Origin of the sequence: Paraburkholderia acidisoli, from assembly GCF_009789675.1 — a bacterium.
Taxonomy (GTDB): Bacteria; Pseudomonadota; Gammaproteobacteria; order Burkholderiales; family Burkholderiaceae; genus Paraburkholderia; species Paraburkholderia acidisoli.
Map to the genome: position 1 here is coordinate 521,737 of NZ_CP046916.1, position 16,173 is coordinate 537,909.

Annotated in this window: 14 protein-coding genes; 8 read left to right on the top strand and 6 right to left on the bottom strand. The window is 62.8% G+C overall.

Annotated features, from left to right (window positions below; translation table 11 throughout):
* Window position 1 precedes the first annotated feature (1 nt).
* From FAZ98_RS30860 to FAZ98_RS30875, 4 genes are all read left to right on the top strand, one after another.
* Entirely contained in the window at window positions 2–1,063 is a 1,062-nt protein-coding gene (locus tag FAZ98_RS30860; RefSeq protein ID WP_158957417.1) for an aminopeptidase P family N-terminal domain-containing protein, read from the top strand.
* 5 nt (window positions 1,064–1,068) lie between these two features.
* Window positions 1,069–2,388, top strand: a complete 1,320-nt coding sequence (locus tag FAZ98_RS30865; protein WP_158957419.1) for an MmgE/PrpD family protein — start codon at window positions 1,069–1,071, stop codon at window positions 2,386–2,388.
* 63 nt (window positions 2,389–2,451) lie between these two features.
* A complete protein-coding gene (locus FAZ98_RS30870; protein ID WP_158957421.1) occupies window positions 2,452–3,789 on the top strand; it encodes an MFS transporter in 1,338 nt (445 codons plus the stop codon).
* A 111-nt stretch (window positions 3,790–3,900) separates the two neighbouring features.
* Window positions 3,901–5,109, top strand: a complete 1,209-nt coding sequence (locus tag FAZ98_RS30875) for a porin (RefSeq protein WP_158957423.1) — start codon at window positions 3,901–3,903, stop codon at window positions 5,107–5,109.
* Window positions 5,110–5,384: 275 nt separating this feature from the next.
* Here FAZ98_RS30875 and FAZ98_RS30880 read toward each other — a convergent pair whose 3' ends face one another.
* The 6 genes from FAZ98_RS30880 to FAZ98_RS30905 form a co-directional block, all read right to left on the bottom strand.
* Complete coding sequence (locus FAZ98_RS30880; protein ID WP_158957425.1) at window positions 5,385–6,704, bottom strand: MFS transporter; 1,320 nt, start codon at window positions 6,702–6,704, stop codon at window positions 5,385–5,387.
* A gap of 263 nt (window positions 6,705–6,967) precedes the next feature.
* Window positions 6,968–7,765, bottom strand: a complete 798-nt coding sequence (locus tag FAZ98_RS30885) for an aspartate/glutamate racemase family protein (protein WP_199272493.1) — start codon at window positions 7,763–7,765, stop codon at window positions 6,968–6,970.
* 54 nt (window positions 7,766–7,819) lie between these two features.
* On the bottom strand, window positions 7,820–8,752 hold the full coding sequence (locus FAZ98_RS30890) for a polysaccharide deacetylase family protein (RefSeq protein WP_158957427.1): 933 nt from the start codon (window positions 8,750–8,752) through the stop codon (window positions 7,820–7,822).
* Window positions 8,749–9,666 carry a polysaccharide deacetylase family protein gene (locus FAZ98_RS30895; RefSeq protein ID WP_233273022.1) on the bottom strand — a complete coding sequence of 306 codons (918 nt, stop codon included), beginning with the start codon at window positions 9,664–9,666 and terminating at the stop codon, window positions 8,749–8,751. The genes FAZ98_RS30890 and FAZ98_RS30895 overlap by 4 nt, the downstream gene beginning before the upstream one ends.
* Entirely contained in the window at window positions 9,663–10,340 is a 678-nt protein-coding gene (locus FAZ98_RS30900; RefSeq protein WP_158957429.1) for an isochorismatase family protein, read from the bottom strand. The genes FAZ98_RS30895 and FAZ98_RS30900 overlap by 4 nt, the downstream gene beginning before the upstream one ends.
* A 212-nt stretch (window positions 10,341–10,552) precedes the next feature.
* Entirely contained in the window at window positions 10,553–11,914 is a 1,362-nt protein-coding gene (locus FAZ98_RS30905; RefSeq protein WP_158957431.1) for an MmgE/PrpD family protein, read from the bottom strand.
* Between the two features lie 202 nt (window positions 11,915–12,116).
* Here FAZ98_RS30905 and FAZ98_RS30910 point away from each other — a divergent pair, with 202 nt between their 5' ends.
* The 4 genes from FAZ98_RS30910 (at window position 12,117) to FAZ98_RS30925 (ending at window position 16,173) form a co-directional block, all read left to right on the top strand.
* Window positions 12,117–12,896 (top strand): GntR family transcriptional regulator, encoded by a 780-nt coding sequence (locus tag FAZ98_RS30910; protein WP_158957433.1) that lies wholly within the window; start codon window positions 12,117–12,119, stop codon window positions 12,894–12,896.
* Between the two features lie 85 nt (window positions 12,897–12,981).
* The gene (locus tag FAZ98_RS30915) at window positions 12,982–14,247 is read left to right on the top strand and encodes a 3-isopropylmalate dehydratase large subunit (protein WP_158957435.1); all 1,266 of its coding nucleotides are present in this window, start codon (window positions 12,982–12,984) and stop codon (window positions 14,245–14,247) included.
* 2 nt (window positions 14,248–14,249) lie between these two features.
* Window positions 14,250–14,762, top strand: a complete 513-nt coding sequence (locus FAZ98_RS30920; protein ID WP_233273023.1) for a LeuD/DmdB family oxidoreductase small subunit — start codon at window positions 14,250–14,252, stop codon at window positions 14,760–14,762.
* 1 nt (window position 14,763) lies between these two features.
* Window positions 14,764–16,173, top strand: a complete 1,410-nt coding sequence (locus tag FAZ98_RS30925; RefSeq protein ID WP_407672166.1) for an FAD-dependent oxidoreductase — start codon at window positions 14,764–14,766, stop codon at window positions 16,171–16,173.

A 16,173-nucleotide genomic window follows, 5' to 3' on the forward strand; every position in this document is an offset into this window, starting at 1 on the left:
AATGCGTCGAGGATTGATCGGCTGGGACCATGACGAAGTCGCGCCCGCCGTGCTGGAGCGCCGTGTGCAGCGCGTGCAGCAGGCCATGCGCGAGCAGAACATCGACGCGATACTGGCGTACACGTCGTTCGCGCAGCCTTCGGCGGTGCAGTGGCTCACGCATTTCGTGCCGTACTGGAGCGAGGCGCTCGCGGTGCTCACGCGCGAAGGACAACCCACGCTGCTCGCGTCGCTCACGCAGCGCGTGCATCCGTGGATTCGCGAGGTCTCGCATCTCGCGGACGTGAAGGTGGCGCCGCGTCTGGGCGATAAAACGGTCGAGGTGCTGCGCGAGGCGTTCGGCCAAAGCGGTTTTCGCATGGGTGTGATCGGGCTCGATACGCTGCCGTGGTCGGTGGGCGGTGCGTTGATTCACGCGTTCGGCGCCGACGCAATCGCCGATGCGAGCGAGTTGTACGCCGCGCTGCGCCAGCCCGCCGACGAAGCGGAAATCGCGCTCGCCCGCAGGGCGATCGTTATCGGCACACAGGCAATGGCGCAGATTCCCGCCGATGCGACTCGCGCGTCCGATGTGCTTTCGGCCGTCGATCGCGCAGCGCGCTGGGCGGGTGCGGAGGAAGTGCTGCTGCGCATCGCGCCTGATTATCGCGACGATGCACCGTTGCGGCGCATGGAAAGCGACGCGCCGCTCGGCGAACGTTACGCGCTCGAAATCTCGGTGGCGTACAAGGGCGCGTGGGTGCGTCTGGCGCGTTGCTTCGGGCAGGTTCGCGCGGATCGTTATGCGCAACTGGATGCGTGGTTCGCGGCAGCGGCGGCTCGTTTCGAGCCAGCACGCGCGTTGCCCGCGCCGCCTGAAGGCGAAGTGAAAGCGTGGACCTTCGAGGCGTGTTCGGGCGTCTATCCGCTTGAGGTTGTCGCCACGCAAAGGGACGTCAGCGAAGCTTGTGCGCCCGGTACGCTCGGCACCTTGAGCGTCGAATGCGCACTCGCGGACGGTCCGTGGCGCGCAAGTGCGACACTGTTGACGGGCAGCGGAATCGTTGCTCCCGCAACGGTATGACGGCCATGGACGAAGGCATTCTCGCGCGGTGGGCGGCGTTCGCCGTGCATGCCTCGGCGCCGGATCGCGCGGCCACGTCGCGTCAGCTTGCCGATACGACGATCGCGCTGCTGGCCGGCGCGCGCACGGCGGACGGCGAGGCGCTCGCGCAGTTCGCGCAGGCAACGGCCGAGGGCGGTACGCTCGCGCTCGCGGCCACGCTGGCGGCGACGATCCGTTTGACCGAACTCGACGATATCCATCGGCCGAGCGCGGTCACCGCGAGCGCCATCGTCGTGCCGGCGGCGCTCGCGTTCGGCGCGCCACGGCCCGAAGCGTCGCGTCTGGCCGATGCGCTGCACGTGGGCGAGGAACTGGCGATCCGGCTCGCGATGGCGCTCGGCGGCGCGCGCATGCTGGCGCGCGGCTGGTGGCCGTCGCTTACGGTTGCGCCCTTGGGCGCGGCGGCAACGGCAGGCAGAATGCTGAATCTCGGCGAACGCGAGATGCAGCACGCGCTGGCCCTCGCGCTCGCGCAGACGCCGCCGCCCATCGGCCGCACGCCGGCGGTGCAGCCGGGCCGCTGGCTGCTGTTCGGCGCAGCGGTGCGTGCCGGGTGCCTCGCGGCGCTGGCGGCGCAGCGCGGGTTTCATGCCGATACGGCGCTGCTCGACGCGAACTGGCTGCATCGGTTCGATCCGGCAGCGGAGCACGCGCACTGGCTCGACGCCGGTTTGCCGGGCAACGTGCGCGCGCAAACGAGCGTGAAGCCGCATCCGGGCGCGAAGCAGACGATGGCCGCCATCGCCGGATTGCAGCAATTGATGGTGCGAGGCATTGCGCCGGAGTCGATCGATGCGGTCACGCTGCGTGTGCCGGGCGCTTATGCCGCGATGATCGTGCGCGAAGCACCCGACGCGGGGCGGCTCGCGAGCTTTGTCAGCGCGCCGGGGCAGCTTGCGCTCGCGGCGTTGTGCCCGCGTGCGCTCGACGATGCCGACCGTTCATCGGTTGCGTGGTCGCCGGCGAGGCTCGATTTCGCGCGCGGAGTGACAGTCAGCGCCGACGCTTCGCTCGACGCGCTGTATCCGCATAAATGGCCCGCGCACGTGAGCGTGAGCGCCAACGGCGAGCGGCATGAGATCGACGTGTCGGACGGTCCCGGCGATCCTGATCTGCCGTTCGATGCGAACGCGATACGCGGAAAAGCGGAGCGCCTCGTCGTGGCGCATGCAGACCGGCAATGGGTGGACGTGGCGGCAGCGGCGGCCACCGACGCCGACGCATTGCGCGCGCTGCAAGAGTGGGCCGTACGGCGCTTCGGCACGCACGCGGACCCGCCTTGAGCGTCGCGCAGGGTGCCCCACGGATTCAAGAAAAACGGTACGCAGAGACCATTGGAGGAAGACATGAGCAGTACGACGGACGTCGACAAATTTCTCGGGCAACAGCCGCTCAGGTGGCTGCATGTATTCATCGTGCTGATGCTCGCCGCCGCGATCCTGATCGACGGTTACGACATTTTCATGGTGGGGCTGATCTTGCCCGTACTCGCGCACGGCCTGCACGTGCGGCCCGCCGATCTCACCCAGGTGTTCGTGCTGCAACAGCTTGCGCTGCTGATCGGCACGCTTGCTTCGGGGCCGCTGCTCGACCGCTTCGGCCGCCGGCGCGTGATGCTCGTCGCCATGCCGATCTTCGCGTTGCTCACCATCGCGACTTCGCAGGTGACGACCGTGTTCGAACTCGTGGCCATGCGCTTCGTGGCGGCGCTGTTTTTCAGTTCGCTGATTCCTTCCGTCATTACGCTTGCCGCCGAATTCGCTCCGGCGAAATATCGCGCAGCGGCGGTTTCGGTCGTGTTTTGCGGCTATGCGGGCGGCAATCTGATCGGCGCGAGCGTGCAGGCGTGGATCCTGCCGTTCGGCTGGCAGGCGGCGTTCTGGGTGGGCGGCGTACTGCCGCTCGTGGCGGCGGTCGTGATCGCCGTCTGGATGCCCGAATCCGTGCAGTTTCGCGCGTTGCGCAATCCGCACGATCCGTCCATTGCGGGCACGCTGCGGCGCTTCGATCCTTCGTTCGAAGCGGGCGAGAATCATCGCTACGATTCGCGGCGTTCGGAAAAGCAGGGCGCGCGCGTCTCGCCGTTCGAACTGCTGAGGAGCGGCCGCACCGTCGCGACGCTGCTGCTGTGGATGGCGTATCTCGCCACCGGCATTTTCAGCTACATGAACAACTCGTGGACGACCACGCTCCTGCACACCACGCGCGCCATGCCAATGCAGCATATTGCGGGCTTGATGGCGATGAGTTCGATCGCGGGTGTGATCGGCACCGCGACGAGCGGCTTTGTGATGGACCGCTTTGGCGCGGCCAAAGTGGTGCCCGCGTATCTGTGCGGCGCTGCCGTGGCCGTGGCGGTGATCGCATCGATCGACGTGTATTCGGTTTGGGCGGGCTTGGCTTTCGCGGTGCTCGGGTTCCTCTACAACGGCGGCTGGGGCACGCTCAACGCGTTGTGTTCGTCGATCTCGCCGCCGGAATTGCGCGCGACGGGCGTGGCGTGGGCGCAGGGTGCGGGCAAGATCGGCGGCATGATCGGTCCGGCGATCGGCGGTGCGCTCGTCGGCGCGGGCTGGGATTTCTCACCCGTGCTGATGGTGGCCGCAGGCTTCGAGTTGATCTCGGGGCTCGCGGTGGTCGTGCTGCTCATGCGGCGCAAGTCGCTGGTGCCAGTGCAGGCTTGAGGGCGGCTACGGTCTGCCGGCTCGCACGGCAGACCGTCAAATCACGCCGAATGGGTGTGGAAAATTATCAGGATGACGAAGTAAATACCAGAATCACAACAGGAGACACAGATGAAAAAAACGACCTCGCGCGTCGCGCTCTCGGTCGCCGCGCTCGCGGCGGCGACGCCCGCGTTCGCACAGAGCACCGTGACGCTGTTTGGTATTGTCGATAGCGGTCTTTCGTACGGCAACAGCCAGACCACGCTCGGCTCTAACAGTAACGGTCACTCGGCGGTGCGCGCGACTTCGGGCGTGTGGATTGGCAGCCGCCTCGGCTTTCACGGGATCGAGGACCTCGGCGCGGGCAACCATGCGATCTTCTGGCTCGAATCCGGCTTCACGATGTATAACGGCGGCCTCTCGCTGGGCGGTATTTTCGGGCGGCAAGCGTACGTGGGTCTCGGCAACGACCACTACGGCACGGTCACGGCAGGCCGCCAGTACACGCCGTATTACCTGCTGCTGTTTCCCTACGCGCAGATCAAATACCTGACCGGCGGTGTGGGCGCGCACCCCGGCGATATCGACGGTTTCGACACGACGTATCGCGTGAATAATGCACTCGTCTATACGTCGCCGAATCTGAACGGACTCACGTTCAGTGCGTTATACGGCTTTGGCGGCGTGGCGGGTGCGTTCAATCGCGGGTCGGCGTGGAGCGGTGCGGTTCAGTACGCACATGGACCGTTCGGCATCGCGGCGGGCATTTTTCGCATGAACAATGCGACGCCGGGCGGTGGCGCGTGGGGCACGGATTCCACCGTGAATTCCGCGGGCCTGCCGGGCATTTCCACCGTCAACAACGGCTATCAGACGGCAGCAGCGCAGCAGCGTATTGCCGTAACAACGGGATACGACATCACGTCGACGGTGGGCGTGAACGCGTCGTACTCGAACGTGCAATACATCTCGGGCATTGCGTCGAGTTTCCACGACACCGAAATCTTCAACGTATTCGGCGGTCTCGTGCATTGGGCGGCCACGCCCGCGCTCACGTTCTCGGCGGGCTACAACTACACGAAGGCGTCGGACGCGAACGGCATCACCGATGGCGCGCGCTATCACGAAGTGACGGTCGCCGAGTCTTACACGCTTTCGAAGCGCACGTTGCTTTACGCATTGCAGGGCTATACGCGTGCGTTGGGCCAGACGCTCGGCACGGCGGGCAGCGGCCATGTCGTCAATGCGACCGCGACCGTGGGCGACGGATTCAACGCCACGCCGTCGTCCACGGGCAAGCAGTTTGTGGTCGCCGTGGGTCTGGTCAACAAGTTTTAGTATTGCGCCTCGATTCGCCCCGGATGTTACGCCGCGACGCACCTCAATAAGCTCGACTTGAGCGCTTGTCTCACGTCGAGTCAGGCAAGCCGGTTTTGACCAACGAAAAGGTCGCACCGGTGTGATCGATCGAATCCCGGCAGAGCGCGACTGTTAGCGCGCTCTGCCGTCTCGTGAGGTACCGCCGTCCCGAATAAAACCGCCTTTGAAAGCGCTGGATCGCGCCAGCGTACCGAAGGCATGAGACGCTCGGAGAGCGGCACCGGCAACCTGGATCAATCGGTCGCTTTCGGGCCGAAGAACGTCGCCAGCATAGCGAAGCCGCCGGAGATAACGAGGGGAATCGCGAAGTAGCCAAACGTCGTGGACAGCGGGGTCTTCGCCGCAAGCAGTGCGCCGCCGATCATCGGTCCGAGGATGGCGCCGAAGCGGCCAAAGCCACCGGCCCAGCCAATGCCGGAACTACGGAGACGCACGGGATAGATCAGCGCCGCGAGCGAGTAGAAACCGCTGAATCCGCCCATCAGCGTGAAGCCCATGCCGAACGCCGTAAGCAGCGTTGCCGCAAGCGGCATGTGATGAACGAACAGCATCATCATGCCCGAGCAGACGAAGAAGAACAGGGCGATCAACTTGCCGATGTCGCGACGGATCGCCAGGTAGCCGATGATCACGTCGCCGAATACGCCGCCGAGGTTGGTCAGGCTGCCCGCCCAGATCGCGTTGGATTGGCTCAGGCCGGCCATCACCGAAATCTTGGGAATCCAGCTCATCAGGAAGTACAGCACGCCGTAGCTCAGGAATGTCGCGATCCACAGCGCAATGGTGCCCTTGAACAGCTCGGCGCTGAACAGATCTTTGGGCTTCGGCAGATTGCCTTTCTGTTCCCGCGCGGGCAGTGCGGTGATCGGCTGCATACCCAGGCGCGCACGCAGGGCGTTCGAGCGCTGCAGCGCATTCTTCGGTTGACGCGATTCGAGGAAGGCGATCGACTCCGGCAGTGCGATCCACACGACAGGCAGCAGAACGAGCGTGATGATTGCCGCGCCGAGCATGGTCGCTTGCCAGCCGAAGGCCGGGATAGCGAAAATCGCGGCGATACCGGTCAGCACGGCGCCAACGGGATAGCCCGCCTGGAAGAAACCGACTGCAAGGCTGCGGCGGCCCGGCGGCGCGTATTCGCTAACCAGTGCGCCGACCGAAGCCAGCAGCGTACCCAGACCCAGCCCGGTCAACACGCGCATGGCGGAGAAGACAGTGAGATCGTGGGTCAGGCCCGATCCCAGCGAACCGAGTGTCATCAGCACCAGGGCCAGCAGAATGATGGGGCGGCGACCCCACGAGTCGGCGAAGGGCGCAACGACGATACAGCCGAGAACCATACCGGTCATGCCCGCCGAAAATACGACGCCGAGCTGGGCCAGACTGATGTGCCAGTCCGACGCCATGGCCGGCGCGATATAGGACACGATGAGCAGGTCCATGCCATCCAGACCGTTCATGACCGTACAGAGAATGACGACGGCAATCTGCAGCGCCATCCATTTCACCGTTTTGCTCCCCTGTGCGGACGGGGATTCTGCAACGTAGCTCATAAAAGCTTCCTTCAAGATTGTTATTTAATTCACCTGTACGACACGGTGCAGCCAACGATCAACGGGTCAACCCCTTGCATTCGTTTCTTGTCCACGTTCGGCAAGGGTTGCATTGATCGTTCGTCTCCTTCTCTGCATCCGTCAGGTAACGATCGCAGCGATCAAGGATTCTGGCGACAACTCGGGTGACGCTAGTCGTTCAATTTCCGAAACACATTTTTGATCGGTAATCCTTAATATAAGGCTCGAAAAACTGAAGCGGCTCAGCGGCTTCCGCCTGCCAGGCTCTTCGCGCCTGCATCCATCATTGCGCCCAGCATATCCAGACGCGGGTTTTGCGGGCGAGGATATCCGACCGCGCTGTGCTTGAGATTCAGATCGAGCATGGAAGCCGCGATCTTGTACGAGAGCGGGCCGGGGTTGATGATCGGCACCGGAAGACGCGGCTGAAGCCATGCGTGCGACTGGTGCATGGTGGTCGAGCCGAGAATCAGGCATTCCGCGCCGTCTTCCTCGATCGCCTTCATGGCGGCTTCCAGAAGGCGCGGATACACCTCGTCTTCCTTGCCCGACAACAGGCTTTGATTATTGGTCGGCGCTTCGATCGCGCGCACCGACGCGCACTTGTGATGCATGCCGAGTTCGTCCAGCGCCTTCTTGTACAAGGGCTTCCAGTGGCTCGCCATCGTGAGGATCGAGAACTTGTCGCCCAGCATCAAGGCGGTCAGCATCGAAGCCTTGCCGGGGCCGAATACCGGAATATCGAGAACCGAGCGCAGCGCGTGGACGCCCGAATCGCTCATCGTGTCGATACACACGGCATCGTAGCCTTCGTCCTGGGCACGACAACCGGCTTCGAAATTGGCCACGTCGGCCAGCACGAAATCGTGATGGCTTGCGTAATTCGCCGGGCCCGACTTGACCGCGCGATATTCGAAGCGGATGTCGTCGCCGAATTGAAGTCCTTGCAGTTGCGATTCACGCAGCGCAAGATTTTCGCTGCTCATGGCGAACGGCACGACCACCAGAACGCGGCGCACTTTTTTTGCGGATTCAGTCATGGAAATAGGGGAACGGTAACTTGAAACGCCGGTGCTTCAGCGCACCGGCGTAGTTCATCGGGCGGACTGTCCGGCCTTCCAGGCGTCGAGAATTTCGCTGCCCGTAGCCGACCACACACCGCGATGGCGAGTGATGTGCGCGAGCGCTTCTTCAAGGGCACGAATGCGATACGGCTGACCAATCACCCACGGATGCAGGGAGATAGCCATGACTCGGCCGTTATCGGCGCTCGATTCCTTGTAGAGAACATCGAACTGGTCGATCAACTGATCGCGGAAGTCGTCCTCGGTGTGATGGTTCTGAACCAGGATCGTCGCGTCGTCGATGTCGATGGGATGCGGCATCGAGTGAATTTCGCCGGCACGCGTATTCATCGGATACGGCATGTCGTCGTTGACCCAGTCGCACACGTAATCGACGCCCGCTTCCTTCAGCAGATCCGGAGTGTTCCATGACTCCGATTTGGCCGGACTCAACCAGCCGCGAACCGGTTGACCCGAAGCTTTGCGCAGGATATCGAGCGACTTCGCAATCAAACCGCGTTCCTCTTCCTCGCTCATGCCGCCGTGATGCAGATGATCCATGTCGAGGCCGTTGGCGACGATTTCCCAGCCGCGATCCACGCAGGCTTTCACGAGCGCGGGATAACGCACCGCCACGGCCGCGTTCATGGCGGCGCTGGCCTTGAGCCCGTACTGTTCGAGCGCTTCCATGATGCGGAAGATACCGACGCGGTTGCCGTAATCGCGCAGCGTGTAGTGGCGAAAGTCGGGGTAAGCCGTTTGCATCGCACCCATCGGTTTGAACGGCTTGCCCTGCATGTTCAGCGGGAACCATTCGAGAGCCGGGACGATCCAGAGCGCCACACGGTTTTCATTACCCCACTTGACGCCTTGACGTTGCGGCAGCATGGACCAGTCGTAACGCTCGTGATCCATACCGTAGCGGCGCAGCGGGTATTCCAGATATTCCTGGTCGAGGCTCATGGTGCTTCTCCGACAGCATGGGCAGCCTTCGCGAAGGCGTCGTAGTAGTGAGTGTTGAAGTGCTCGGCGATCTCGCGGCCGGTCGCCAGCCACACCTTGTCATGGCCCGTGATGTACTGAAGCGCTTCTTCGAACGCGGCGAGTCGATACGGCTGGCCAATTAGATAGGGATGCAAAGGAATACACATCACCGTGCCCGACTTTTCGCCTTCGCGATACAGGCGATCGAACTGGCGCTTGATGATGTCGCCGTAACGGCGGGGCGAAACCTGATTCACGTTATAAACGATGGTGTCGTTCATTTCGAGCGAATAAGGAATCGAGGCAAGCTTGCCTTTCGCCGTCTTGACCGGGCCCGGCTGGTCGTCGTGGAACAGGTCGCAGACATAAGTCAGACCCATTTCCGCCACGAGATCCATGGTGCGATCCGTGTAGGTGAGCGCCGGAGCCAGCCAGCCATCGAGCTTCTGGCCCGTGTGCTTCTTGATCGTATCGATCGAATCCTGAATGACAGCGCGTTCCTGCGCTTCATCCATACCCATCAGGTAGCGCGTGTTGTACGTACCGTGCGAATAGAATTCCCAGCCGTTCTCCGCGCAGGCCGCAATGACTTCGGGATGGTGTTCGCACATGGCGACGTTGAGCGAAACCGACCCGCGCATGCCGCAGCGCTTCATCACGTCGAGCATGCGCCAGAAGCCAACGCGATTGCCGTAGTCGCGATACGAGTAGTTCTGGACGTCGGGAGCCGGGCGCGACCAGGCGGCGCGCGACGGATTGCGCGGCGGATTCAGTTCATAGAATTCGACGTTCGGCGCAACCCAGAAAGCCACTCTTGCACCGTTCGGCCATTCGATTCTGGGCCGCGCATCGTACGGCAGATAGTCGTAAAAATTCGGATCGCGTTTCATCATGCGTCCTTGCCCGGCATTTTGGCGATGGATTCGAGAATCTCGTGCACGGAAAGCACATCGGCGTATTTCACGGCCATGTCGTACAGGTTCGCGAAGTGCGGGCTTTCGTGTTTGTCGGCCACGCATTCTTCGGCCACGATCGTGCGGAAGCTGCGTTGCAGGCTGTCGACCACCGTGGCGCGCACGCAGCCCGAAGTGGAACCGCCCGTGACGATCACGGTATCCACGCCGTGGAAGGTGAAGATCGAGGACAGATTCGTTTCGAAGAACGCCGACGCCATGCGCTTGTTGACGATGATGTCGCGCTTCGGGTCGATCACGAGACGCGGGTCGAATTCGGAACGGGCCGAACCCACCTTGATGTTTTGCAGCGAATCAGGCGTGTTGCTGCGCGTGCCCCAGATGCCACAGTCCTCGCCCGAATCCATATAAGCCACATAGGTCCACACGACCGGGAATCCCTTGGCGCGGAACGCCTCGGCGAGTTGATTCGTGTATTCCATCTGCTTCGGGTCGGTTTCATACGCCGTGGCGAATTCACCCACGCTCGTATAAGCCTTTTGCGGATCGACGTTGATGAGGGCGGGCATGCGGCCAAAGCCGAAGCGCTTACGGGTGGGATTCGCCTTGAATTCCTCGAACAACTGACGGGCGGTTTTGTTGGAAGTTTGCATGCGAAAGTCTCGAATAATTTTAGTGTGAGGGGCGCGCAGCGGGCTTGCCGGTCGAGCAAGCCGGGGGCGCGAAGACTACGTGACGACCATGATGCGAGCGGTTTATTATGCTGTCAATAGAACATTTGACTCTTTGCATCGTCCGCGATTTGCCATATGAAGCGAAAGACGAGGTCGTGTCAGAGATTCGTCACGGTAGTGACGCGGATACGTCATCGATCGGCGCGGCGGTTCAGCATGTCCAGCCAGGTCGAGAAGCTCGCCGTCTCGCCGGACTTCGCCTCGCTCAAGGCGAGCGTGGCATTGAGCAACGCGTCGGCATGCGAACGCGACCAGACTCTCTCGCACAGGTCGATAAATTTGCTCGACAGTTCCTGCGTCGTATAGGGCGATGTGTCGTCGCCGCGATTGGTGCCGACCTCGGCTTCGTGCAACTGGCCGCTTTTGTGGACAATGCGGACGCGCGCCGGGCGTTCCTGAGGCAATCGCGCCGTCATGGACGGGTCTTCGACAACCGATACCCTGGCAGCCAGCGCGAGGACCTCGGGATTGCGAATCGCGTCCCACGTGAAGCTGGACAAGCCGCTGCTCCCGTTCACAATGCGCGTGGCCACCGCGAAGGGCACCGAGAACTTGGCGCCCAGCGTGTTGCGCGGCGCAGGATCGGTGAGTTCGGCCGCGTATTTGTAGGTCGTCACTTCGATCGACGAAATATCGGCGGCTGCGGGGAGCGAGTTGCGTTGCGCGAGCATGTCGAGCGCATCCAGCGTGCCGTGGTTGTAGCGGCAGCACGAATGCAGCTTGAAGTAGTTCTGCATGAGGTGCCATTCGTCGCCCAATCCACGCAGTAGCGCGACTTGATCGTAACGCTCCGAAACGATTTCGCCGAACAGCGAGGCGGGGCCATCCGCTTCGCCCTGGAAGCCGCAGCGAACGAGCTGTGCGGCCAGCAGGCCGTTGCTGTTGGACAGGCCCGCATAGACGTTGCGGACCAATCCACCTTGCAGCATGGTTTTTTTCGAAGTGGCGATGGTCATGGAGGACGCCACGTTGAAGCTCTCGCGCAAGGCGCCGGCGTCGGCGCCGAACACGCGCGCGCTTCCCGCCGCCGCGCCGAGCGTGCCCCACGTTCCGTGCACGTGCATGGCGTCGCGCAACTGCGCCGAGGCACCGAAACGCGAGCCGATTTCATAGCCAACGGCAAAGGCTGCCAGAAAGCGATGCGCGTCGGCGCCTTGCGTTTCGCTCAGCGCGAGCACGGCGGGAAGGACGTGGATCGCGGGATGGCCCCGCGAAAAGCGGTTTCCCTCGTCCATTTCCAGGAAGGTGCCGGCGGTTCCGTTGATCAGCGCGGCTTCCATCGGGCTGGCCTTCGCGCCAAGCCCGATCAAGGTCGAACCGCTGCCGCAGGCAACGCTTTGGGCCATGGCGCGCAGTTCGGGCTCGGCCGAGCCGCCCACGATCGCGCCCACGGTGTCGACGAGCACCCACCCGAGTTGCTGGCGCACGTTCTGGGGAAGATTGGCATATTGCAGACCGGCGCCGAAGGTGCCGAGTCGATCGAGATACTCCATGTGTTCTCCTCCTTGTAAAAGACGATCTGCGTGGTCCATGCTTGACAGTCTAACAAAGCTGTCCTATCGTTGGAACAATAAACTATTTCACGATCATTCATCACTTCTTGCGCGACTCCACGCTCGCGAGAACTACCAGGGATTCTGTGTGATGCGCAATACGCAGGCACGCTCCGCACCGGCTACGGCAGCAAGAACGGCAATGGACTCGCTTCCGCTTCCGAAATACCACCAGATCTACCTCGTCCTCCGGCAGAAGCTGGATGAAGGTCTTTATGACGATGGCGTCCCGCCTGAAAAGGAACTTGCGCAACAGTTCGGCGTTGGCCGCGTCACGGTGCGCCGTGCGTTGGAGCAGTTGGTCAACGAGCGCCTGATCATCCGCGAAGCTGGGCGGGGCACCTGGCCGGCGCCGCGAGCGGAGCAGCAGGACGCCGCGGCGCAAGCCGACAACGTCAATCTGAGGCTGGGCGGACTGCTGAACAACATCGTTCAGGCAAGCCGCCGGACCTCCATCAAGGTGCTCGAGTGGAGCGTGATCCGGGCTTCGCCGATGCTGGCTCAGGCGTTGCAGGTCGCGGAAGGGGCGGACGTGCGCAAGATCGTGCGTACGCGTAGCAGCAATGCCGGACCGGTATCGTTTATCACCACTTATCTGCCTGCTGAGCGTGCAAAGGATTTCACGCGCGCCGATGTCGCCCGCAAGCCGCTGCTTCAACTGCTGGAGGAGACGGGCGTGGAATGGGGGCGGGCACGTCAGACGATTTCGGCCAGCCAGGCCGATGCAACGGTCGCTGCGGAGCTGGATGTGGCAATTGGTGCGGCGTTGCTATCCGTTCGACGGTTGGTGTACGACAACACCGACCATCCCGTGCAATTGCTTCACGGCTTGTACAGGCCTGATCGCTACGAGTATCAAATGGAGCTGACTCAATTCGGCGACATCGATGCACGCGTCGCAGAGGGTGAAATTTTGCCGTGAAACGGCCGACGTAAATTCAGCCCAGAATCAATCAAGGTGCCTGCGAGAAGCACCACCGACTAAAAGAGTACGTTTCCGATTCTCTATGACTCTCCCTGCCAACTTGGCCCAGAAGTTGATCGCCCGGGCCAGCGGTCGTCCGCATGTGACGCCGGGCGAAATCGTCAACTGCAAGGTTGATCTCGCGATGTTCCATGATTCCTCCGGACCCCGTCGCCTCAAACCCATGCTGGAGGAGTTGGGGGCGCAAGTGTGGGACAAGTCGAAGATCGTCCTCGTGATGGATCACTACGTGCCGGCGAAAGATGAAGACTCCCACCGGATCGTGCGTATTGCGCGGGAATGGGCAGCCGAACAGAAGTTGCCTCACGTCTACGATAGTGAAGGCATTTGCCACGTGGTGCTTCCGCAGAAAGGTCACATTCGGCCTTCCATGTTCTGTGTCGGCGGAGATTCGCATTCGCCAACCGGCGGCGCGTTCGGTGCTTATATGTTCGGCGTCGGCAGCACTGAAATGCTCGGTGTCGTCGTCACCGGAGAAATATGGGTGCGTGTTCCCGAGACCATTCGCATGCAGTGGGACGGTCGCTTGCCGGCCGGCGTGACGGCCAAGGACATGGCGTTGCACATGATCGCCCGGTTCGGCATGAATGGCGGGAAGTATCAAGCCATCGAGTTCTGCGGCGAGGCCGTGCGCGCGCTGTCGATGCAGGAGCGCATGACCCTGTCGAATATGAGCGCGGAAATGGGCTCCCAGGTGGGGCTGATCGCGGCGGACGAGACTACGCGCGAGTGGCTGCGCGGTGTTGGCGTGAATGACGTCGAGGTCGACCCATGGCAAAGCGACGAGGGCGCGGAGGCAACGACGCATCGTTTCAATGCCGCCGAACTGGCGCCGCAGGTGGCGGCTCCGCATAGCCCGGCCAACACCCGTCCCGTCGATGCTTACGAGGACGTGGCCGTGCAGGCGGCCTACATCGGCGCGTGTACGGGCGCCAAGCTCGACGATCTGCGCGCTGCCGCCAAGGTGCTGGCGGGTCAGCGCGCCGCGGCCGGCGTGCGGTTGATGGTCGCCCCGGCCAGCGTTCAGGACCAGCAACAGGCCGAGGCGGAGGGCGTCATGGAGGTGCTGCGGCAGGCGGGCGCGGAAGTGCTGCCCACTGCGTGCGGCGCGTGTTCCGGTTATGGCGGCAGTATTCCCGACCATGCCAACGTCATCGCGACCACGGCTCGAAATTTCAAGGGGCGTATGGGATCGGCAAGCGCTCAGGTGTATCTCGCCTCTCCGTACACCGTTGCGGCCTCGGCCCTGCGAGGCCGTATCACCGATCCGCGCGAGGTGCTGGCATGAGCATGAATAGCATTCAGAACGCGCGTGTCTGGGCCGTGGGCGCGGACATCGACACGGACCAGCTGGCTCCCGGTGCCTACATGAAGCTCGGGCTGGACGGCATCGCACCGCATTGCCTGGAAGTGGTACGGCCTGAGTTCGCCGCGCAAGTTCGTGCGGGCGACGTCATCGCGGCCGGTCCGAACTTCGGCATCGGTTCTTCGCGCGAACAGGCGGCCGGCGCTCTCGTGCGACTCGGGGTGCGGGCCGTGATCGCGCCGTCGTTTAACGGCCTGTACTTTCGTAACGCCTTCAACCTCGGTCTCCTCCTGATTACGTGCGCCGACGCCGGGCTTCTGCACGATGGTGAAGCCGTAAGCCTGAAACTCGAGGGAACGAGCCCGGCAATACATCGTGCCGACGGCCAAACTTTGGACTGCGAGACCATTCCGGCATTTCTGCTGGAAATGGCGGCAGCCGGTGGATTGCTCAATCAACTGCGGGCGCGTTTTGGCAAAGCGCCGAAGGAACTGTGAGATGACATTCAATTTTTCGGAACATCCTGCACGTATCGTTCGTGCTGCCGAAATGCCGGAGGAGACGCCGGTCGTTCCTGCCGTGATCGTCGGGGCGGGCGCCTGCGGTCTGACTTCAGCCATTCGACTGCGCGAAGCGGGCATCGATTGTCTGCTTCTGGAGCGCGATTCGGTGCCGAGCGGATCCACCGCATTGTCGTCGGGTTTCATTCCGGCGGCGGAAACGCGGCTTCAGCGTGAACTGAACATTGAGGATTCCCAAGCGCTGTTCGCGGAAGACGTGACCGAAAAAACGCACGGACAAGCGGCGCCTCATTTGGTCCAGGCATACACGCGCGGCGTAACCGGAGCGGTTGACACGCTAGAGCGCCTCGGCGTCAAGTTCGAAATTCTCGATGGCTTTCTTTACCCTGGCCACCGCGCGCGGCGTATGCACACGACACCCGAGCGCACAGGCGCGGCGCTGATGGCGTGTCTGGAGCGCACCGCTACGACGGCCGGCGCGGACGTGCTGGTGGAGTCGATCGTGCGCGAGCTTTGGCTCGACGAAGACGACCGGGTCCTGGGCGTCGGCTACGCATCGCCGGACGGCGCGATCGCCCACGTCGCATGCGAAGTCCTGATTCTGGCGTGCAACGGGTTCGGCGGGAATGCCGCCATGGTGCGTGAGCTTCTTCCGGTGATGGGCGATGCCACGTTCGCGGGACATACCGGCAATGATGGCTCGGCGATCGCGTGGGGAACGGCGCTCAAAGCGCAAATGGCCGATCTCGGCGGCTATCAGGGGCACGGTTCCTGGATCACGCCTCAGGGTGCGCTGATGACGTGGGCCGTGATGATGGAGGGCGGTGTGCAGATCAACGCGCGCGGCGAGCGTTTCCAGAACGAGAACAACGGCTATTCCGAAGCCGCGACTGGCGTGCTCGCGCAGCCCGGTACCATCGCCTGGAATGTATTCGACGAACCCGTGCTGGCGCTCGCTCGCACGTTCCCCGACTACATGGAAGCCGAGAAGGCCGGTGCGTTACGCCGCGCCGACGACGTGGCGGCGCTGGCCGCGTTGATCGGCTGCGAAGTGGCAGCGATTCAGCGAACACTCGATGGAATCGCGGCAGGTGCTACCGATTCCTTTGGCCGCACTTTCAAGCGTTCGCTGCAGGCGCCGTACTACGCAGTGAAAGTGACGGGCGCGCTTTTCCATACGCAAGGCGGCCTCAATGTCGATGCGGACTGCCGGGTGCTGCGCGAAGAAGGTTCGCCCTTCCCGAATCTGCTGGCCGCCGGGGGCGCGGCACGTGGCGTATCGGGTAACGAGGTATGGGGTTATCTGTCGGGCAACGGTCTCCTCAGCGCCGTTGGTGGCGGGTGGGTGGCTGGCGGGACCGCCGCAACTCAAATTCAGGACGCTTGA

Excerpts from the sequence above, each read along its gene's own strand:
- FAZ98_RS30875 (WP_158957423.1), top strand. The coding sequence starts at position 3,901 with ATGAAAAAAACGACCTCGCGCGTCGCGCTCTCGGTCGCCGCGCTCGCG.
- FAZ98_RS30885 (WP_199272493.1), bottom strand. The coding sequence starts at position 7,765 with ATGACTGAATCCGCAAAAAAAGTGCGCCGCGTTCTGGTGGTCGTGCCG.
- FAZ98_RS30910 (WP_158957433.1), top strand. The coding sequence starts at position 12,117 with ATGGACTCGCTTCCGCTTCCGAAATACCACCAGATCTACCTCGTCCTC.
- FAZ98_RS30900 (WP_158957429.1), bottom strand. The coding sequence starts at position 10,340 with ATGCAAACTTCCAACAAAACCGCCCGTCAGTTGTTCGAGGAATTCAAG.
- FAZ98_RS30865 (WP_158957419.1), top strand. The coding sequence starts at position 1,069 with ATGGACGAAGGCATTCTCGCGCGGTGGGCGGCGTTCGCCGTGCATGCC.
- FAZ98_RS30890 (WP_158957427.1), bottom strand. The coding sequence starts at position 8,752 with ATGAGCCTCGACCAGGAATATCTGGAATACCCGCTGCGCCGCTACGGT.
- FAZ98_RS30870 (WP_158957421.1), top strand. The coding sequence starts at position 2,452 with ATGAGCAGTACGACGGACGTCGACAAATTTCTCGGGCAACAGCCGCTC.
- FAZ98_RS30920 (WP_233273023.1), top strand. The coding sequence starts at position 14,250 with ATGAATAGCATTCAGAACGCGCGTGTCTGGGCCGTGGGCGCGGACATC.
- FAZ98_RS30880 (WP_158957425.1), bottom strand. The coding sequence starts at position 6,704 with ATGAGCTACGTTGCAGAATCCCCGTCCGCACAGGGGAGCAAAACGGTG.
- FAZ98_RS30860 (WP_158957417.1), top strand. The coding sequence starts at position 2 with ATGCGTCGAGGATTGATCGGCTGGGACCATGACGAAGTCGCGCCCGCC.
- FAZ98_RS30925 (WP_407672166.1), top strand. The coding sequence starts at position 14,764 with ATGACATTCAATTTTTCGGAACATCCTGCACGTATCGTTCGTGCTGCC.
- FAZ98_RS30895 (WP_233273022.1), bottom strand. The coding sequence starts at position 9,666 with ATGATGAAACGCGATCCGAATTTTTACGACTATCTGCCGTACGATGCG.
- FAZ98_RS30905 (WP_158957431.1), bottom strand. The coding sequence starts at position 11,914 with ATGGAGTATCTCGATCGACTCGGCACCTTCGGCGCCGGTCTGCAATAT.
- FAZ98_RS30915 (WP_158957435.1), top strand. The coding sequence starts at position 12,982 with ATGACTCTCCCTGCCAACTTGGCCCAGAAGTTGATCGCCCGGGCCAGC.